The sequence below is a fragment of the Fluviicola chungangensis genome (assembly GCF_007558725.1).
In the GTDB taxonomy this organism is placed as follows: domain Bacteria; phylum Bacteroidota; class Bacteroidia; order Flavobacteriales_D; family Crocinitomicaceae; genus Fluviicola; species Fluviicola chungangensis.
The window spans coordinates 49,023-68,455 of the sequence record NZ_VLPL01000012.1 but is presented as its reverse complement, the minus strand read 5'-3'; the positions used below and the strand labels follow the sequence as shown (position 1 = coordinate 68,455).

Annotated in this window: 17 protein-coding genes; 11 read left to right on the top strand and 6 right to left on the bottom strand. The window is 43.0% G+C overall.

What is annotated here, in order from left to right:
• Positions 1-1,141: 1,141 nt before the first annotated feature.
• The 11 genes from FO442_RS18025 (at position 1,142) to FO442_RS17975 (ending at position 12,334) form a co-directional block, all read left to right on the top strand.
• Positions 1,142-1,918, top strand: a complete 777-nt coding sequence (locus FO442_RS18025) for a dienelactone hydrolase family protein (RefSeq protein ID WP_144334608.1) — start codon at positions 1,142-1,144, stop codon at positions 1,916-1,918.
• A 54-nt stretch (positions 1,919-1,972) separates the two neighbouring features.
• Positions 1,973-2,644 (top strand): SGNH/GDSL hydrolase family protein, encoded by a 672-nt coding sequence (locus tag FO442_RS18020; protein ID WP_246073882.1) that lies wholly within the window; start codon positions 1,973-1,975, stop codon positions 2,642-2,644.
• A 108-nt stretch (positions 2,645-2,752) separates the two neighbouring features.
• Positions 2,753-4,033 (top strand): fumarylacetoacetase, encoded by a 1,281-nt coding sequence (gene fahA / locus FO442_RS18015; protein ID WP_144334607.1) that lies wholly within the window; start codon positions 2,753-2,755, stop codon positions 4,031-4,033.
• 141 nt (positions 4,034-4,174) lie between these two features.
• Positions 4,175-4,609 (top strand): lipocalin family protein, encoded by a 435-nt coding sequence (locus tag FO442_RS18010; protein WP_144334606.1) that lies wholly within the window; start codon positions 4,175-4,177, stop codon positions 4,607-4,609.
• 148 nt (positions 4,610-4,757) lie between these two features.
• Positions 4,758-5,192: a hypothetical protein gene (locus FO442_RS18005; RefSeq protein WP_144334605.1), complete on the top strand. Its 435-nt coding sequence runs from the start codon at positions 4,758-4,760 to the stop codon at positions 5,190-5,192.
• A gap of 79 nt (positions 5,193-5,271) precedes the next feature.
• On the top strand, positions 5,272-6,003 hold the full coding sequence (locus FO442_RS18000) for an SIMPL domain-containing protein (RefSeq protein WP_144334604.1): 732 nt from the start codon (positions 5,272-5,274) through the stop codon (positions 6,001-6,003).
• Between the two features lie 228 nt (positions 6,004-6,231).
• The gene (locus FO442_RS17995; RefSeq protein WP_144334603.1) at positions 6,232-8,442 is read left to right on the top strand and encodes a RelA/SpoT family protein; all 2,211 of its coding nucleotides are present in this window, start codon (positions 6,232-6,234) and stop codon (positions 8,440-8,442) included.
• A gap of 207 nt (positions 8,443-8,649) precedes the next feature.
• Positions 8,650-9,105, top strand: a complete 456-nt coding sequence (locus FO442_RS17990; protein ID WP_144334602.1) for a Fur family transcriptional regulator — start codon at positions 8,650-8,652, stop codon at positions 9,103-9,105.
• Positions 9,105-9,458: an STAS domain-containing protein gene (locus tag FO442_RS19075; protein WP_144334601.1), complete on the top strand. Its 354-nt coding sequence runs from the start codon at positions 9,105-9,107 to the stop codon at positions 9,456-9,458. Before FO442_RS17990 ends, FO442_RS19075 begins: the two co-directional genes overlap by 1 nt.
• On the top strand, positions 9,455-10,726 hold the full coding sequence (locus FO442_RS17980; protein WP_144334600.1) for an adenylosuccinate synthase: 1,272 nt from the start codon (positions 9,455-9,457) through the stop codon (positions 10,724-10,726). The genes FO442_RS19075 and FO442_RS17980 overlap by 4 nt, the downstream gene beginning before the upstream one ends.
• Before the next feature lie 57 nt (positions 10,727-10,783).
• Positions 10,784-12,334 (top strand): OstA-like protein, encoded by a 1,551-nt coding sequence (locus FO442_RS17975; RefSeq protein ID WP_186280250.1) that lies wholly within the window; start codon positions 10,784-10,786, stop codon positions 12,332-12,334.
• A gap of 48 nt (positions 12,335-12,382) precedes the next feature.
• Here the strand turns inward: FO442_RS17975 and FO442_RS17970 are convergent, their stop codons facing one another.
• The 6 genes from FO442_RS17970 to FO442_RS17945 form a co-directional block, all read right to left on the bottom strand.
• Positions 12,383-13,579 (bottom strand): WG repeat-containing protein, encoded by a 1,197-nt coding sequence (locus FO442_RS17970; RefSeq protein WP_144334598.1) that lies wholly within the window; start codon positions 13,577-13,579, stop codon positions 12,383-12,385.
• A complete protein-coding gene (locus tag FO442_RS17965) occupies positions 13,579-14,637 on the bottom strand; it encodes an AI-2E family transporter (RefSeq protein ID WP_144334597.1) in 1,059 nt (352 codons plus the stop codon). Before FO442_RS17965 ends, FO442_RS17970 begins: the two co-directional genes overlap by 1 nt.
• A 112-nt stretch (positions 14,638-14,749) precedes the next feature.
• Entirely contained in the window at positions 14,750-15,931 is a 1,182-nt protein-coding gene (locus tag FO442_RS17960) for an acetyl-CoA C-acyltransferase (protein ID WP_144334596.1), read from the bottom strand.
• 95 nt (positions 15,932-16,026) lie between these two features.
• The gene (locus FO442_RS17955) at positions 16,027-18,432 is read right to left on the bottom strand and encodes a 3-hydroxyacyl-CoA dehydrogenase/enoyl-CoA hydratase family protein (RefSeq protein ID WP_186280247.1); all 2,406 of its coding nucleotides are present in this window, start codon (positions 18,430-18,432) and stop codon (positions 16,027-16,029) included.
• 71 nt (positions 18,433-18,503) lie between these two features.
• Positions 18,504-18,884: a MarR family winged helix-turn-helix transcriptional regulator gene (locus FO442_RS17950; protein WP_246073881.1), complete on the bottom strand. Its 381-nt coding sequence runs from the start codon at positions 18,882-18,884 to the stop codon at positions 18,504-18,506.
• A 137-nt stretch (positions 18,885-19,021) separates the two neighbouring features.
• Positions 19,022-19,429, bottom strand: a complete 408-nt coding sequence (locus FO442_RS17945) for a PaaI family thioesterase (protein WP_144334593.1) — start codon at positions 19,427-19,429, stop codon at positions 19,022-19,024.
• Positions 19,430-19,433 lie beyond the last annotated feature (4 nt).

Here is a 19,433-nt window from a genome sequence, read left to right as displayed (position 1 = left end):
ATCCAAATGACAAGCACTTTTTGCTAAAACTTACGGCACAGGCCTTTTTCACGCGCTCTTCCGGGAATGAGACCCAGATCCTCCTTCGGTTGAGCCGGTTTTTTTTTCGGAGCCGGAAATAATCCGGTTTAGCGAATGCTCAAAGTGGACTCGCGTTCTGCGGATGATTCCTTTTACCCAAACTATTTCGCGTTAAAGTGCCATTCAGGAAGCGAGTAAAGAAAAACAGCATTTCCGTTTTGTTTTTTCAAAAGCCCGCAGGGGTTTCAGATCCTGATCTGGCACTTTTGATTAAAAACAAAGGAAAAACTGTTTTTCGCGAGCGGCTTTGAATGGCACTTGACAAAAGGATGTTTTGCATACTTTTTCAGCCTTGGTAAAAAGTATGAACGAGAGCTGGCATAGTTTTGTCCGCTCGTTCTGATGGTTATCGGAATTTCGCTAGGAATGATTCCCTGTTCTTTTTAAGGACAAAAAGAACCAAAAGTCCTTTGTCTCATTCCAAGCCGATCGCTAAAAAGCCCTTTAACCTGGTTTTAGTTCAAAAAGAACGGATTGCGCTACACTCCATCCAAATGACAAGCACTTTTTGATAAAACTACGGCACAGGCCTTTTTCACGCGCTCTTCCGGGAATGAGACCCAGATCCTCCTTCGGTTGAGCCGGTTTTTTTTTCGGAGCCGGAAATAATCCGGTTTAGCGAATGCTCAAAGTGGACTCGCGTTCTGCGGATGATTCCTTTTACCCAAACTATTTCGCGTTAAAGTGCCATTCAGGAAGCGAGTAAAGAAAAACAGCATTTCCGTTTTGTTTTTTCAAAAGCCCGCAGGGGTTTCAGATCCTGATCTGGCACTTTTGATTAAAAACAAAGGAAAAATGTTTTTCGCGAGCGGCTTTGAATGGCACTTGACAAAAGGATGTTTTGCATACTTTTTCAGCCTTGGTAAAAAGTATGAACGAGAACTGGTATAGTTTTGTCCGCTCGATTTCTATGACAAGCGAAGTATCGAGACCGATACACCCGGAAATAATCCGGTTTAGCGAATGTTCAAAATAAAAAGAAATCCATTGGATAATTTCACCAGTGCTAATTTATAATTGGTTTTGAATTATCTTTAAGTACAACATTCAAACTCAACTCATGAAACAACTCATTCTCACAGCATTGCTCTTTACTACAGGAACTACTTTTTCACAAGTGTTGGATTCCGTAAATTATTCCATCAACGGACAGCAATTCACGGCATTTTATGCCAAGCCCCTGAACGTTTCGAAAAAAATGAAAACGGTCCTGATCGTTCATGAATGGTGGGGATTGAACAATTATCCCAAAGAGCGGGCGCTTCAGATTGCGAAGGAAGGGAATATTGGTTTCTGTATCGATATGTATGGAACAGGGAAAGTGGCCGTCAACCCGAAAGATGCGCAGATGTTAGCGATGCCGTTCTATAAAGATCCGGATTTTTCTTACGGGAGGTTTATGGCCGGCTACAACCAGGCGCTAAAAATCGAGGGGGTAGATTCTTCCAGGATGATCGCAATTGGGTATTGTTTCGGTGGCTCGGTGGTATTGAACGCTGCCAAAAAAGGGGCGCCGGTGGATGCGGTGGTGAGCTTTCACGGAAACCTGGACGGGATTCCGGTTGATAAAAGCAACCTAAAGGCGGCAATTTTGGTCTGTAATGGAGCGGCAGATTCGTTTGTGTCTGATGAAAGTATCCGGGAATTCAAAAAGCAAATGACAGAAGCAGGGGCCGATATGACCTTTATCGATTACCCGGATGCCACACACGCGTTTACCAATCCGCATTCCACGGAAGTAGGAAAGAAGTTCTCTATGCCGATTTCGTATAATGAAGCGGCAGATCAAAAAAGCTGGGTTGACTTTAAGAAGTTTATGAAGTCGAAGGTGAGGTAGATTTTGGGATTGAGATCAAAAGAGAATCCAAATGCCCACTTGATACGTAAATGCATGATGAAATGGACTGGAAATATTACTGGATTCGTGATGGTGTTAACATTAACGGCTTGTGCAACCTCTAAAAAGGGCGTTTCCTACCTGGCTTTGGGAGATTCTTATACGATCGGGGAAAGTGTTCCTGTGAATCGCAATTTTCCTTATCAACTGGCCGATTCGATCGGAAAAAGAGGAAGTGCTTACGAAAGTCCGGTGATCATTGCCCGAACAGGCTGGCGCACCGATCAGCTGATAGAAGCCATTGAATCTGCTCATCTGAGTAATGAATACGACCTGGTAACGTTATTAATTGGCGTGAACAATGAATTCCAGGGAAGATCGCTGAAAGAATACGAGCGCGATTTCAGGTTGTTATGTATGAAGTCCATTGAACTGGCCGGCAATAAAAAGAAACGGGTAAGGATCATTTCAATTCCGGATTATGGGTATACACCCTACGGTGAGCCTAACCGGGAACGTATTTCGGAACGGATCGACTTATTTAATGCTTCCAATAGGCGGATTGCCGATTCTTTGAAATTGAAGTATGTGGATATTACCGGAATTTCACGGAGAGGACTGAATGAACCTGATTTGGTAGCTGATGACGGGCTGCATCCCAGTGCAAAAATGTATGCGCTTTGGGTGGAGGAGATTCTGAGAAAGATGAAAGACAAACCACATTAGACGCAAGACCATAGACTTGAATTTGCAAAAAAAATCAAGTCTGCTGTCATTGGTCTTTCGACTCATGTCTCTAAAGTCTTATCTTTGTTTCGAATAAAAATCAAAGAAATGTCACAAATTCCTGCAAATAATCCTGCTTTGAAATCGTGGGTAGAAGTTCCTTCCAATTCGGATTTTCCCATACAAAACCTGCCTTTTGGCGTGGTGAAAAGTGAAAACTTGCCGCCGCATGTGGCTTCCAGGATCGGAAATAAAGTGATTGATCTGAAAACACTTCATGTGCTGGGGTATTTGGAAAACCTGCCTTTCGAATTGAGTGATTTTGATACCGATTCGCTGAACCCGATGATGAAGAAAGGGAAAAAAGCGGTGCGCGATCTGAGAAACCGCCTGTCTAAATTGTTTGACAGCAATCAACCCGATTTGCAAAAGAATGAACAGCATGTTGTACAGGTATTGATCCCAGTTGAAAATGTAAAGATGTGTATGCCGGTCCAAATCGGTGATTACACGGATTTTTATTCGAGCAGGGAACACGCTACGAATGTGGGGATGATGTTCCGTGATCCTGCCAATGCCTTGCTTCCGAATTGGTTGTGGCTTCCTGTTGGTTACCACGGAAGGTCCAGTTCGATCATTATTTCAGGAGAACCGGTTACCAGGCCAAAAGGCCAGATCAAGCCGAACCCGGAAGAACCACCGATCTTTGCGGCTTGCCGCAACCTGGATTTTGAATTGGAAACGGCATTCATCACCTTTGACGGAAAACCGCTCGGAGAGTCCATTTCTACTGCTGAGGCGGAAGATTTTATTTTCGGGATGGTATTGCTCAATGACTGGTCGGCACGCGATATCCAAACCTGGGAATACGTTCCGCTCGGGCCATTCCTGGCGAAGAACTTTGCTTCCTCGATTTCCCCTTGGATCGTCACACTGGATGCATTGCAACCATTTAAAGTGGACGGACCGAAGCAGGAGCCGGAAGTGCTTTCGTATTTAAAATACGAAGGACAATTGTCTTACGATATTCAGCTGGAAGTATTTATTGAACCGGAAAACGGAGAAGAAACGAAAATTTGTACTTCCAATTTCAAATACATGTATTGGAACATGGCGCAGCAATTGGCCCACCATACGGTAAACGGGTGTAATATCCGTTGCGGAGATTTATTGGGTTCCGGAACGATCTCCGGTCCTACTCCTGATTCCTACGGGTCTATGCTGGAATTGTCCTGGAAAGGAACGAAACCATTGAAAATGAACGACGGTACGGAGCGTAAGTTCATCCAGGATGGAGATAACGTAATCATGCGTGGATTCTCTTTAAAAGATGGAGTTCGCATCGGTTTCGGCGAAGTTTCGGGGAAAATTCTTCCTGCTAAGAATTAATTCTGATCAAGATATTAGTGAATCGTCGGTAAACCAACCGGCGATTTTTTTGGAGCGATACCAATCAAAAATCAACCGAAAGGTTGATTTTTTTGTTTGACCGGAACCGTACTTTTGTGCCAAAATTTAATCCACAGTTCCATGAAAATGTACGCTAAAATCCTTTCCTTGTTTCTGGTCTTATTGATCGGTTTAAGTGCCTGTTCCAAAGAGAAACGAATCGAAAAACAATTGATCAAAAAAGATGGTAAATGGAAAATTACTTCGGTCGATTACAAATACTATCAAAATAACGTGATGGAATCGTCTATGAATTTCCCAAATGCCGGGACCATTGAATTCGATAAAAAAGGGTCTTTTGTAATGGTCATTACCTTGAACGGATCCCCTCAAACTGTTGGAGGGACCTGGACCAATTCAGAGGACGAGATTACCATTATTGCAGATGGTGGAACAACGGTTATGAAAATTACGGATGGACCGAAAAAAGGGAAAATGACCCTGGAAGAAACGGATTATTATAATGACACGGCAGAAAAAGAAACATATACCTATTATCTTGAAAGAGCTGATTGAAAGAAATCAGATGAGACTGAATGAAAAGCCCGGCAATACCAGCCGGGCTTTTTTGTTTCGTTCTTATGGGAATAAACCGGATGGTTAGTTCTAATCATTTTGAGATTATTTTTTTAATCGTAGATTTGGCAAAAATTAAAATCAATTTATGAAAAACGTAACCAAATTACTGCTTGTATTGTCTGTTTTTGCAGTTGGGTTCAGCAGCTGTTCCAAAGAAAAAAGTATCGAAAAACACTTGTATTCCAAAAGCGGAAAGTGGAACAACACGCTGTATGAATATAAATATTATCAGAATGGTGTTTTAGACGGCACAACAAACTATACAAATGCCGGATTTGTTGAGTTTAAGAAAGGAGGAAGTTATACATGGACATTCAATGCAGACGGTGATGCATCGGTTTCTGTGGGAACATGGACGAATACAGATAAGCAATTATCATTAACGGAGAATGGAAGCACAACGATCTGGGAGATTTTAGAGGAGTCAAAAAAGACCCTGAAGATCGAATATACTGAAATCAGTACAGAATTCGGTGACGAAAAAGAAGTGTATACACTAACCTTCGAAAAATCGAAATAGAAATCTTGAGTTTTATAGTCTGGAAGTCTGGTTTTTACCGGGCTTTTTTTATATTCGCTAAAATCAACACCAAGCGGTTATGAAACAAAACTTGAATACAATTATTATTGCTTTTGCGGTTATTGTCACTGGATTTTTATTGGCAAACGGTTATAAGAACCGATCCAAAACTGCTGATGCGATTAGCGTGACGGGTTCAGGGGAAGAGAATTTTACCAGCGACCTGATTGTCTGGAGAGGGAGTTTTTCCAAAAAAGACTACGATCTGAAAACAGCATACAGTGAACTGAACAAGGACCAGCAGGCAATCCGGAAATATTTGTCTTCAAAAGGAATTGAATCGGACGAGCTGATCTTTGAAGCGGTAGATATCCAGAAGGATTTTTTCTATGATTACGATCAGAACGGACAATTGCGCAATACGGTTTTCAACGGTTATCAATTGACTCAAAATTTGAAGGTACAGTCCAAAAATGTGGATAGAGTGGAGAACATTTCCCGGGAAGTGACCGAATTGATCGATGCGGGAGTGGAACTGAATTCTTTTCCGCCGGAATATTATTATACCAAACTGGCGCAATTGAAAGTGAAAATGATTGAGTCGGCAACAAAAGACGCGAAGAACAGGGCTGAGAAGATTGCTTTGAACGCCGGTGGCAGCTTAGGGAAACTGAAGACAGCAGATATGGGCGTGTTCCAGATTACGGGAGAAAATTCTTCCGAGCAATTTTCCTGGGGTGGGAATTTCAATACCAGTTCCAAGAAGAAAACGGCCAATATTACGATTCGACTGAAATACGAAGTTAATTGATTTTTTTTTTTGATTTTAAGTTCCGATAGCTATCAGAATCAGGATTTTAAGATGTTAAGACTGGAATTCACATTGCAACGTGTGAACGAAGTCCTGGTATCCTGATGTCCTAATATCCTGACGTCATTTTCAATTAACTTCCTAATGTTAACACTTCCTAAAAGGAGATGAAAAGACTGGTTATTTTCGGCTATTTTTGTATCTTAAAAGATTGATTCCGCAACGGATATGGAAGCCCAGATAGATTTAGAAAAAGAACGATTAGAAATACTAAGTGCTTTTAAAGGACTTTTAAGAGCAACAAAGAACAGAACACGCCAGGATACAGCCTACATTCGAAAAGCTTTTAATGTTGCCGTGGAAGCGCACAAAGATATGCGCCGGAAATCGGGCGAGCCTTATATCTATCACCCCATTGCCGTGGCGCGCATTTGTGCCGAAGAAATGGGATTGGGAGCCACATCCATTGCTTGTGCATTGTTGCACGATACCGTTGAAGATACACACATTACCCTGCAGGATATTGAAGATCTGTTCGGTGAAAAAGCCAGAAGAATTATTGACGGACTAACCAAGATCCCGGACGTATTTGATCAGAATACTTCGGTTCAGGCGGAAAACTTCCGGAAAATGATCCTAACGATCTCGGACGACCTGCGTGTGGTGCTCATCAAACTGGCAGACCGGCTTCACAACATGCGTACCTTGGAGAGTATGAGTTCCGAACAGCAGATCAAGATCGCATCGGAAACCAAATTTTTGTACGCTCCATTGGCGCATCGCCTGGGTCTTTATTCCATTAAAACGGAATTGGAAGACTTGGCTATGAAGTATACGGAAACAGAAATTTACCGGGATATTCAACTCAAGCTGAAGTCTACCGAAGATGTCCGGAACCGTTTCATTCGCCGGTTTGTAAACCCGATTCGCGAAGCACTGAATAAGGAAGGATATCATTTCGATATCAAGGCGCGCACCAAGTCCATTTCCTCCATCTGGCGGAAAATGCAAAGCAAGGACCTGCCCTTTGAAGAAGTATTCGACCTCTTTGCGATCCGCATCATTTTGGATACACCGATCGAGATGGAAAAGGCGGATTGCTGGAGGGTGTATTCGATCGTGACCGATTTTTACCAGCCGAGTCCGGACCGCTTGAGAGATTGGATTTCCACTCCCCGGGCAAATGGTTACGAATCTTTGCATACAACGGTGATGTCTCCGCAAGGGAAATGGGTGGAGGTACAGATCCGTACCAAGCGGATGGATGAAATTGCAGAAAAAGGACTCGCGGCGCATTACCGGTATAAAGAAAACCAAAAGGACGACAGTAAATTTGATCGCTGGATTTCGGAAATCCGCGATTTGCTGGAAAACCCGGATGTGAATGCAATGGATTTCGTAGAAGAGTTCAAAATGAACCTGTTCCACGAAGAAATTTATGTATTTACTCCCAAAGGGGATTTGCGGGTGCTTCCCGTAGGAGCTACCATCCTGGATTTTGCCTATGACATCCACAGCGACATCGGGAATAAATGCATTGGGGCAAAAGTGAATAACCGCCTGGTGCCGTTGAGTTACCAATTGCAAAACGGGGATCAGCTGGAAATCATCACTTCGTCGAAACAAAAACCATCTGAAGACTGGCTGCGTTTGGCGGGAACGGCAAGAGCACGCCAGAAAATCAAATCTGCACTAAACGAAGAGCGCAAAGAAATTGCTGCAGACGGACGTGAAATCCTGGAACGGAAGTTCAAACAGCTGCACATTCGTTTTAAATCCGAGAACATTACGGTGTTGGAGCGTTTTTATGGGTTTTCCTCTGCAACCGATCTTTATATCCGCATTGCGAAAGGAAAAGTGGATTTATCCAAATTGCGGGAGTTGGAAAATGTAAACGGATTGATCCAACTTGAAAAGAAACCTGCGGTGCATAAGGATAAACACGAACTGGACGTTTATCCGAAAATCAATAAAAAGGACGATACGATCATTATCGGGGAGGACTTCAAAAATATCCAATACCAAATGGCCCGTTGCTGCAATCCGATTCCGGGAGATCCCGTATTCGGGTTCATTACCATTTCGGAAGGAATCAAAATTCACCGGAACAATTGTCCGAATGCGGAGCATTTGCAATCCAAAATGGCTTACCGCTGTATCAAGGCGCGCTGGAGAAGCCAGGACCTGGTTGCACGCGTTGCGGCTATTCGCTTGATCGGTATTGATGATGTGGGGATTGTGAACAAGATCACCGAAGTCATTTCAAAAGAATTAAATGTGAACATGAAATCGATTTCATTTGAAGCAAACGATGGCTTGTTTGAAGGGAAGATCCATGTATTGGTTTACGATACGGAGCATTTGGATACGCTGATGCGCAAGTTTGAGCAGGTGGAGGGAGTGAAGCGGGTAGAGCGCTACGACACGAAAGAGGACTGATTCGTTCTGAATTCGCAATAGCGGGAACAGCCCTTTGTTTCTAAGAGTTTCATACATTTCTTAGACAAGGTAAAACAGCCCGTTTCCATCGGATTTCCCGATACTGTTAAAAAGCTTCATAATTCGTTGAAAACTTCTCGTCAAGAGCCGGAATGATGGTGCTTCAAAAGAAAAAAATGACTACTTTTGCCTTTTCAACTTTGTCAGATGCAACAACAAGATCTGCAGTTAACGGTAAGGAACATTTTTTCAGCATACCTGGAGCAGAACGGGCACCGGAAAACTCCCGAGCGCTTTGCTATCCTGGCTGAAATTTATAACTATCAGGGGCATTTTGATATCGAATCCCTGTATATCAAAATGAAGAACCAAAATTACCGCGTTTCCAGAGCAACATTGTACAATACAATTGAATTGTTACTGGCTTGTAACTTAGTTAGAAAGCACCAGTTCGGTAAAAACCTGGCACAATTTGAAAAATCGCACGGGTCCAAACAACACGATCATGTGATCCTTACCGATACCGGTGAAGTCATTGAATTCTGTGACCCGAGAGTACAAAGTATCAAAGCAACAATCGAGGAAATCTTCGGGGTTAAAATTCAACACCATTCACTTTATTTCTACGGAGTCAGAAACGAAGAGAATGAACAAAATCAATAATGAGTACCCGTTTTGAAATAACGAAGTCATCGAATTTTGTATTGGTCAAAATTTCAGGAAGAATTATTTCCGATGAAGGCTTGTCAGATGCACTTGATCAAATCGAAAAATCAGTATCCGCAGATTTGAAAGCCGTTTTGTGCGATTGTTCTAAATTGGAATATTGCAATAGTACCGGTTTGAATTTCTTTGTGCGGATCCTTACCCGGGCAAGGAAGACCGGATTGGATTGTGTATTGGTGAATTTACAGCCGACGGTCAAAAAGTTGTTCGAAATATCCAAATTAAACGAAATTTTTAGCTGCTTCAATTCGACAGAGGAAGTTGAAGCAAAATTTAATAAAGAGAAATGAAAGTAGATGTTCTTTTAGGATTACAATGGGGAGATGAGGGGAAAGGAAAAATTGTAGATGTTCTTACTCCTCAATACGATATTATTGCTCGTTTTCAGGGTGGGCCCAATGCCGGTCACACACTTGAGTTCGAAGGTGTAAAACATGTCTTGCATACCATTCCCTCCGGAATTTTTCATGAAAATGTGATCAATTTAATTGGGAACGGAGTGGTGATCGACCCGGTTGTATTCCAAAAAGAATTGGAAAAACTGGCTCCGTTCAACATCGATATTAAGAAGCGCCTGATCGTTTCCCGGAAAGCACATTTGATCTTACCGACCCATAAGTTACTGGATGCGGCTTCTGAAGCTTCCAAAGGAAAAAATAAGATCGGAAGCACCCTGAAAGGGATCGGGCCTACTTACATGGATAAAACCGGTAGAAACGGGTTGCGTGTGGGAGATATTTTCCTGCCTTCTTTCAAAGAGAAATATGCGGCCCTGGTTGAAAAACACCTGAATATGCTGAAACATTATGAAGGATTTGAATACAACCTGGCCGAGTTGGAAGGTCCGTGGATGGAAGGTGTAGAGATCCTGAAAGGATTAACAGCTGTGGACAGCGAACAATACCTGAACGAAGCCATGAAGTCCGGCAAAAAGATCCTGGCGGAAGGAGCCCAGGGAACTATGCTGGATATCGACTTCGGAACGTATCCTTTTGTTACTTCTTCGAATACGGTGACGGCAGGGACCTGTACCGGGTTGGGAATCGCACCGTCGAAAATCGGGGATGTGATCGGGATTTTCAAAGCGTATTGTACGCGTGTCGGTTCAGGACCTTTTCCAACGGAATTGGAGGATGAAGTGGGGGAAAAGATCCGCCAGGAAGGAAGAGAATTCGGTTCCACTACGGGAAGACCACGTCGTTGTGGATGGATCGATCTTCCGGCAATGAAATACGCGATCATGATCAATGGAGTGACTGAATTGGCCATGATGAAAGCAGATGTTCTCGATACTTTTGACACGATCCGTGCATGTACGAAATACAAAGTGGACGGCGTGGAGCAGGATTACATGCCATACGATATTGACGGAGTAACGATTGAGCCTGTTTACGAGGATATCCCGGGATGGAATAAGGACCTGACAGGATTGTCTTCGTTTGCGGATGCTCCGGAAGCATTGAAAAATTATGTCAACTATTTGGAACAACATTTGCAAGTGCCCGTAAAAACCGTTTCGGTAGGACCGGACCGCAAACAAACTTTGGCAACGAGATAATTGAAATTATTCAATACATACCTTTATCGAATTGCGCTTTCTTTAAGCGCAATTTTTGTGTGCGCGCAGTTTTCATATGGGCAGGGATCCTGGCTGGAATTGTTACCCGGCGCAAAAAAACTTTCCTATGATGATAAAACCGGAAAGCAGCGTCTGACCGGATTCCTGAACTTTAAGTACCAGGGAAATGTGATGTTTTGTGATTCGGCGCATTACAAGGAACGGACGGGAGAAGTGTGGGCTTACGGAAAGGTACAGATCAACAAAGCCGATACACTGAATTTGTTTTGCGATTCGATGTATTACAATGGAAAAACACGCCTGGCAAAATTGTGGGGACATGTACGGATTCGTGACAGGGAGTACAAACTGACGACTGATTCTCTGGATTACGACGCAAGAAGCTCAAAAGCCATTTACCGAAATAAAGGACGCCTTGAAAACATTACTACCAATGAGGTGCTCACAAGTGTGTATGGTTATTTTTACCCCAATACGGAAGAAGCCTTTTTTAAAGGAAATGTCGTTTACAAAAGCGATGAGCTGAAACTGACCACGGATACATTGCATTACAATTACCTGGTCCATAAAGTGTTTTTTTACGGCCCTACAGTTGGTACTACCAAAGACGCGAAATTTTATTGCGACAAGGGCTGGTATCATGTAGAAACGGAAGAAGGATTGCTCACCAGTCATGCGAAAATCGAACAGATACCGAGGGTGATTACCGGGGACAGTTTGTATTATGCTCCGAAAAGAAAATTTGCCGAAGGAAGGGGAAATGTCCAGATGCTGGATACGGCTCAAAAAGTACAATTCAATGCGGGCTTTTTTACTTCTGACGGAAAGACACTAACGGATGTTTTAACAGATTATCCTCTGATCCGGATCATGAAATCAAAAGACACGCTTTTCCTGCGGGCTGATACCTTGGTTCACTTGCGCGATACACTGGAAAAAACGCTGCGAATTCGTGGAGGAAGGGATGTGCGGATCTTTCAAAACAAGATTCAGGGTGTAGCTGATTCACTGGATTATAAAAAAACGGATAGTATCATGGATTTGTGGGGAAATGCGCATTTCTGGAGTTACAATTCCGAATTGATCGGCGACACGATCCGGGTGTTTATTAAAAACGATACACTGATCGATAAAGCGCATCTTTATCCGCATGCTTTCGCTGCAAATGAACTGGATTCCGGCAGGTATTATAATCAATTGTCCGGGAAAGAGATCTGGTCCTATTTTAAGAACAATGAGTTGGTACGTTCGGATGTAAACGGTCAGGCGAAAACCATTTTTTACCCGGAAGAGGAAGAAAAGACGGATTCTGCTGTTGTGGTGAAACGTATGGGATTAAACCGCATTTATTCAACCGATCTGAAGGTTTACCTGGATAGCGGGGAAGTGGTTGGAATCACCTACATCAATCAACCTGACGGGAAATTTTATCCGATCGATAAGATCAACCCTGAAGAACAATTCCTGAAGGAATTTAAGTGGAACCCGTTACTTCGGCCGAAAACCTGGCAAGAATTGCTGGAACCGCGGAAAGTTCCCTCAGAAATGGTAGAAGAGAAGAAAGATCCCGGTGTAAGAAATAAATAAGAGAAAGCAGAGCTTTCGATAAGATCTGCAACAGCAGATTAGCGCGATTTACTCTTCCACCTTGGTTAGATTCCCGGTCGGATCAACATGATAGCTCACAAATCCTTTTTCAGTTTCTTCAATCACTATTTTTTCATCCGGTTTCACGTCAAAAAAGCGGTATTCGGTCAGGATTCTTCCGTTTTCATCCATTAGGGCAAAATGGTAGTTGCTGTTTTCGTTTTCTGCATCTGATTTCTTTTGGACCGCATACAATTGCTGTGTTCCTTCCGAATGAAGATGAATCACTTGTTTAAATTCGTTTCCACCGATCAATTGCCCGATCGCATTCATAACTCCCATAAACTTCTCTTCCAGGATTTCCGAATCAATCTCTGAGTCCATGGTTGTGATTAATGAGTCGTATTGTGAAAGTTCTTCCAGTCTTTGCGCAATTTGCAATTTCGGAAGTGTGGTCTCCAGTGTATTCCGGAGGTTTTCATTTGCTTCAAATACGAACTGACCGTTGCCTACCGAGTGAATACTTCTAAAAATGAAGGGAAAGAGAATTTCTCCGTCCGAATTGACCACGCTGGTTTGGTTGTAGAAAAAGACCTGGGCATAACCATAGGCGAAATCATCTGCGGAAGTGAATCGTTCTTTGATCACAAAATCGCCCTTTCGGTTGATGAAGCCGATTAATTTGGATTTACTGGCTGCTGCCAGGCCTTGGGAAAATGGACTGGCGTAGGTGAATTCGTGATCAATAACGATGTTGTTTTTCTTGTTGATGTATCCGAATTTTCCGTCCAGCTTGGTGAGAAATAATCCTTCACTCGGTGCTGACATTTCTTCGTATTCAAAAGGAATGATGATCCGGCCGATTGTATCGACTAATCCGAATTTCTTGTCCGAATTCTGAGATGCGATGATCAATCCACCCTCAAGTGCAAACAGGCTGCCGTATTGACAAGGAAGGATTTGCTTGAACTGTTTGTTGTAATACCCCAGGGAATAGGAGCGTTCGTAACCATTGGATTTGTTGACTTTAAACACGAATAATCCAAGGCTGTTTTCAATAATCTTGTTGTAAACTAATGGTACGACTTCTTTTCCGTCTTTCGATTTGATCCCGACTTGTCCGGCAGCATTTTTTGCAATCACATACGTTCCGCCGAATACGGTTTTTTGCTCATTCTCATTTTCGAATTGAGCAACTGAAAACAAAGAAAACAATGTAAAATATGTAATTAGAACAGTTTTCATTAATGTTCAATTTCTCCTCGTTCAGAAAGAATGATCGCGATTCCCCGCGTCGATTGAAATTTCGAAAAAACGATGACCATGATCACGGTAATCGGAACGCTCAGGAACATTCCGGGCAATCCCCAGATGAATCCCCAAAATCCCAAAGACAGGATGACTACAAGAGGACTTACGTTCATGGTGTTTCCCATGATTTTCGGTTCGATAATATTTCCGGCAATGAACTGGATCGATCCCACACTGAATAGAATAATCAGCGATTCGCTGTATCCGGCAAATTGAATGATGGCAAACAAAGCGGGCAGGAATGAACTGATCAGGACTCCGAAAAACGGAATAAAACTGAACATGAAAACTAGTAGTGCCCAGAAGAAAGGAGCATTCAACCCGGTTAACGTAAAAATGGAATAGGAGATCGTCGATGCGATCAGGGCAATGAGTGATTTGATCCCCAAATAATTCGTGATCGCTTTTTCAATGCGTCTGATAACCAGCAGGCGTTCATCGTATGCAGCCGGGTTTGGGAATAGGGCTCTTACTTTATGCTTGAAAGATGATTCCTCCATAATGATGAACAACATGTAAATCAGGACGATGATGACGTTCGAAATAATGGTTTGAAGCGAAGCGATCACCGAGGCCATGTATTGATTGATCAGATCATTGGAATTGAAGCTTTTCGCAATATCTTCGATTTTATAAGCCGAAGAGCTGTCGAATTCCCGGATAATCGTGGTAAAATTCTTCCCATAGATATCCGAATATTTGATGAGTTCCTGGATGTTGCGTTCGAAGATCATGCCGATCACCCAAACCAATGAAAAAAGAATCGCTGAACTCAGAAGTGTTTTTAACCATTTGGGAAACCACCTGTCACCGAATCCGATGATGTAAAAAAGCGAACGGATCTTCCGCATCAGGAGCCATAAAATGATCCCGAAAATCAATGGGATGATCAGACTTCGTCCCAAATACAGGATAATAACCAGAATGGAAGCGATGATCAGCGCGTGGCTGGTCATTTGTACTTTCGCTATTTTCTGAGGCGTATTGTCCATATTTCTTTCGAAATTAAGAAAAAGCCAGTTGCATTTGCGTTTTTAAAAAATTATAACAGGAAAAACGCCATTCATCAAAGGACAAATGGCGTTTTTTTAATGACTTGTTAACTTATTTCAATAGCTCAATCACTCCTGCAGCTCCTTGTCCGGTTCCGACACACATTGTTACCACGCCATATTTTTGCTTTCTTCTGCGCAATTCATTCATGATCTGAACAGTCAATTTTGCTCCGGTACATCCCAGCGGGTGACCTAAAGCGATTGCTCCGCCGTTTACGTTCACGATATCCGGGTTCAGTCCCACCTCACGGATTACTGCCAAAGACTGGGATGCGAATGCCTCGTTTAATTCAAAGAGATGGATGTCATTCAGATTCATACCGGCCTGCTTCAATGCTTTCGGGATGGCATCTACCGGCCCGATTCCCATGATTCTCGGTTCCACACCTACAACGGCATAACTGACCAAACGGGCAATCGGTTCAATGTTTAATTCTTTCACCATTTTCTCCGACATCACCATTACGAAAGCTGCACCGTCGGACGTTTGAGAGGAGTTACCGGCTGTTACACTTCCCATCGCATCAAAAACGGGACGTAATTTTGCCAATCCCTCCATGGTAGAAACCCGTGGTCCCTCATCCGTGTCGACAAGGAACTTTTTAGTCTGTCTTTTTTCGTTTTCATCCAAAAAGATATTCTCCACTTCGATCGGGACGATGTCTTCCTTGAATTTTCCCTCTGCAATAGCTTTTAAGGCCTTTTCGTGTGATTTTAGTGAGAAAAGATCCTGATCTTCCCGGCTTACGTTGAATTGTGTTGCGACGGCTTCGGCAGTCAGTCCCATTCCCCAATACCAGGTCGGGTTTTCTTTTCCTACTTTCGGATTCGGAACAATTCTCCATCCGCCCATGGGCATTACAGACATAGATTCTACTCCACCGGCGATGATGCAATCTGCCATTCCGGCTTCAATTTTCGCCTGGGCGAGTGCAATGGTCTCCAAACCCGAAGAACAATAGCGATTGACCGTCATCCCGGGAACTTTATCCGTCTTCAATCCCATTAAAGAGATCAAGCGCCCGACATTTAATCCTTGCTCCGCTTCCGGAGTTGCATTTCCGACAATGACGTCATCGATACGTGTTTTTTCTACTTGTGGAACGCTGGCAACCAAATGTTCAATTACTCGGGTTGCTAAATCATCGGGACGGAAGAACCGAAATCCTCCCTTTCCTGCTTTTCCAACTGCTGAGCGGAATCCCGCTACGATATATGCTTTGTTTGACATGTTGTTTTCTTTTTTGATTAATCTAATTCCTCCCTTGAGGGAGGATAAAGGAGGGTGACCTCCCCCTTTGGTCCCCCTTCAAAGGAGGGAAGCGTTTAGTTCCTCAAAATCTTTCCTGATTTCACCAAGCTTTCCAATCGTTCCAATGTTTTGCGCTGCTGGCACAATTCGACGAATGCTTTTCGTTCCAGGTCCAGTAAATATTGTTCGGAAACAAGTGTGTTTTCACTCAGGTCGCCACCACACATTACCCAGCCCAGTTTCTCTGAAATTACCTGGTCGTGCTCAGACATGTAATGTCCGGATTTCATAGAGTTTGCCCCGACATAAATAATCCCGAGTCCTTCTTGTCCGAGAACGGTGATGTTCTTTTCTCTTTTTGGCGCAATGTATCCTTTGTTTGCCAATTCCAAGGCTGCAGCTTTGGCCCTTGTCAATTGATATTCGCGGGAAACGACCACCTCATCAGTTCCGGTACGCAGGTAACCCAAATCAAACGCTTCGTAAGCAGAGGTGGAAACCTTTGCCTGACCAATAGAAAGGAAGCGTTCACGCAAACGGTTGATTTTGATATCCCCCTCTTTTAATTCCTCCGAAAAACGTTTTGCAAATTCTTTGGAACCACCTCCTCCTGGAATCAGGCCGACACCGAATTCAACCAAGCCCATGTAAAGCTCTGCATGTGCAACTACTTTGTCCGAATGCATGGAAAGTTCACAGCCTCCTCCTAAGGCCATGTTGTGGGGAGCAACGATTACCGGGATATTGGAATACCGGACACGCATCATGGTATCCTGGAAGGTTTTTACAGCAAAATTCAATTCGTCATAATCCTGTTCGGCTGCCATCATGAAGATCATTCCCACGTTCGCACCGGCTGAAAAGTTTGCACCTGTATTTGAAATGACCAGGCCTTTGTATTCTTTTTCAGCCAGTTCGATGGATTTGTTGATTCCCTCAATCACGCCGCCGCCAATGGTGTTCATCTTAGTATGGAATTCCAGGTTGAGAATTCCGTCTCCCAGATCTACCAATGTAGTATCCGAATTTCCCCAAACTTTATTGGAAGCTCGCAATGCCTGAAGTGAGACCAAATTTTCTGTCCCCGGAATGATTTCGTAGGACTTGCTTTGTTGATTGTAATACAGGCGTTTTCCGTTTTCCGTTTTGTAAAAAGCAGTAAATCCGGATGCTTCCATTTCATCGACCCAGGCAGGTAATTTTTTTCCGGCTTTTTCAACCAGTTCTTTTCCTTGTTTAAAGCCCAGGATGTCCCACGTTTCAAAGGGACCCAATTCCCAACCGAATCCTGCTTTGAGCGCATCATCAATTTTATACAGGTCATCGGAGATTTCCGGAATCCGATTGGTAACGTATGCAAACAAGCCGCCGAACGTCTTACGGTAAAATTCTCCGGCTTTATCCATTCCCATGAACAACATTTTGGTGCGTTGTTCCAAATCGTCAATGGCTTTGGTCAGTTCCAAAGTAGGGAAAGAAACTTTTTTACTTGGTTCATATTCCATGGTCTTCAGGTTTAAAGCCAGGTAAACCTTTTTGCCATCGGTATCAGTGGTTTTCTTGAAGAAACCTTGTTTGGTCTTACTTCCGAGCCAATTATTATCAACCATTTTCTGCACAAAGGAAGGAACCTCGAATAATGCATTTTCTTCGTCATTCGGGCAGTTTTCTTTTAGTCCGTTCGCCACATGAACCAGGGTGTCCAGTCCAACCACGTCACAAGTGCGGAATGTTGCCGATTTGGGTCTTCCCAAAACAGGACCTGTTAATTTATCGACTTCTTCGATCGTAAGATCCATTTCCTCCACGGTGTGGAACAAAGCCATAATGCTGTAAACACCGACCCGGTTCGCAATGAATGCCGGCGTATCTTTACATAAAACGGTTTTCTTTCCAAGAATTTTGGACCCGAATGACATATAGAAATCAATGATCTCCGGAGCCGTTTCTTTCGTTGGAATGATTTCCAGTAAAGGCAGATACCTTGGAGGATTGAAAAAGTGTGTACCGGCAAAGTGCTTTTTGAAATCCTCGGATCTTCCGTCCAACATCAAATGGATCGGGATTCCCGAAGTATTTGTAGAAATTAAGGTTCCCGGTTTACGGAATTTCTCCACATTTGCAAACACCTGCTGTTTGATATCCAGCCGTTCGATTACCACTTCGATGATCCAATCGACTTCTGCAATTTTTGCCATGTCGTCTTCAAAGTTTCCCGTTTGAATCCGGGATGCGAAAGACTTGCGATAAATCGGAGAAGGATTTGAAGTGAGCGCAAATTGCAGGGCTTCATTGACAATGCGGTTCCTGACCGCTTTGCTTTCAAGCGTCAGACCCTTTGACTTTTCCGTATCATTGGGCTCTTTTGGAAGAATGTCCAGAAGCAATACCTCACATCCGACATTGGCAAAGTGACAAGCAATTCTGGAACCCATTACTCCGGATCCTAAAATTGCCACTTTTTTAATGTGTCTATTCATAATTGATTTTTTATTGAATTTGCTTAACTGATTTGCAGATTATTCATTTAAAGCAGCAGATACGTTTTCTCTTATTCCGATGTACCTGAATTTTCCTCGTCCAAAATTTCCTGGATCTGATTGACAACAGATTCGAAAATATCGATATGCTCTTTAGGAATCCGTTCAATCACTTTATTATTGAATTCAAAGACTACATCGCGCGCAATATAACGGGCTTTTAACCCTTCTTCCGTTAGGAAAATGCGTACGATCCGCTTATCCAGTTTGTCTTCCTCTCTGCGAATGAATCCTTTCTCTTCCATGGTCTTCAACGTCCTTGAAAGACTGGTGGGTTCCATTCCCATTCGGGGACCTAACTGTGTGCTGGGAGTTCCTTCCCGATCAATGTGAAGGAGTATAAAACCAACAGACATACTAATTCCATAGCTGTTTGCTCGTTGGTTATACATGCGCGACATTTTGTGCCATGTTAATCGAACATCTAAGTCGATGAGGTATTGGGGCTTATTTTGCATAAAGTGAACTTGTCACGAATATACAAAATAATATTATGTGTGCATAGTAAAAAAATACTTTTTTTAAGAAATTACCAGAGATCGGGATGACGGAATACAGTTCCGTTAAATCTAGCAATAATTTTTTGATTTTGGTTATAAACAATTGACTCATAGCGTCCAATTGTTTTTCCACAGTTGATTTCCTTACAAATCACAAGAAGTTCATCGTTTACTGCAACAGGTGCTATGTGTGCGATAGAAGTTTCGATACTTACCGCTTTTTGCCCGCGGCTGTTTGAAGCAAAAGCTAATGCAGAATCTGATATGGAATAGGAAATTCCTCCATGTGCTGTTTGATGTCCGTTCACCATTTCCGGACGAACTTTCATGGATAATTTACAATATCCGGGTTCGATTTCAAGAATTCGGATGCCTAACCAGTGAGAAAAGGCATCCTTGCTCATCATTTCATTGACAATATCCTGGGGTGTTTTCATTCCT

Excerpts from the sequence above, each read along its gene's own strand:
- FO442_RS18005 (WP_144334605.1), top strand. The coding sequence starts at position 4,758 with ATGAAAAACGTAACCAAATTACTGCTTGTATTGTCTGTTTTTGCAGTT.
- FO442_RS17970 (WP_144334598.1), bottom strand. The coding sequence starts at position 13,579 with ATGAAAACTGTTCTAATTACATATTTTACATTGTTTTCTTTGTTTTCA.
- fahA (WP_144334607.1), top strand. The coding sequence starts at position 2,753 with ATGTCACAAATTCCTGCAAATAATCCTGCTTTGAAATCGTGGGTAGAA.
- FO442_RS18020 (WP_246073882.1), top strand. The coding sequence starts at position 1,973 with ATGATGAAATGGACTGGAAATATTACTGGATTCGTGATGGTGTTAACA.
- FO442_RS17990 (WP_144334602.1), top strand. The coding sequence starts at position 8,650 with ATGCAACAACAAGATCTGCAGTTAACGGTAAGGAACATTTTTTCAGCA.
- FO442_RS19075 (WP_144334601.1), top strand. The coding sequence starts at position 9,105 with ATGAGTACCCGTTTTGAAATAACGAAGTCATCGAATTTTGTATTGGTC.
- FO442_RS17980 (WP_144334600.1), top strand. The coding sequence starts at position 9,455 with ATGAAAGTAGATGTTCTTTTAGGATTACAATGGGGAGATGAGGGGAAA.
- FO442_RS17955 (WP_186280247.1), bottom strand. The coding sequence starts at position 18,432 with ATGAATAGACACATTAAAAAAGTGGCAATTTTAGGATCCGGAGTAATG.
- FO442_RS17945 (WP_144334593.1), bottom strand. The coding sequence starts at position 19,429 with ATGAAAACACCCCAGGATATTGTCAATGAAATGATGAGCAAGGATGCC.
- FO442_RS17950 (WP_246073881.1), bottom strand. The coding sequence starts at position 18,884 with ATGTATAACCAACGAGCAAACAGCTATGGAATTAGTATGTCTGTTGGT.
- FO442_RS18010 (WP_144334606.1), top strand. The coding sequence starts at position 4,175 with ATGAAAATGTACGCTAAAATCCTTTCCTTGTTTCTGGTCTTATTGATC.
- FO442_RS18000 (WP_144334604.1), top strand. The coding sequence starts at position 5,272 with ATGAAACAAAACTTGAATACAATTATTATTGCTTTTGCGGTTATTGTC.
- FO442_RS17960 (WP_144334596.1), bottom strand. The coding sequence starts at position 15,931 with ATGTCAAACAAAGCATATATCGTAGCGGGATTCCGCTCAGCAGTTGGA.
- FO442_RS17995 (WP_144334603.1), top strand. The coding sequence starts at position 6,232 with ATGGAAGCCCAGATAGATTTAGAAAAAGAACGATTAGAAATACTAAGT.
- FO442_RS18025 (WP_144334608.1), top strand. The coding sequence starts at position 1,142 with ATGAAACAACTCATTCTCACAGCATTGCTCTTTACTACAGGAACTACT.
- FO442_RS17965 (WP_144334597.1), bottom strand. The coding sequence starts at position 14,637 with ATGGACAATACGCCTCAGAAAATAGCGAAAGTACAAATGACCAGCCAC.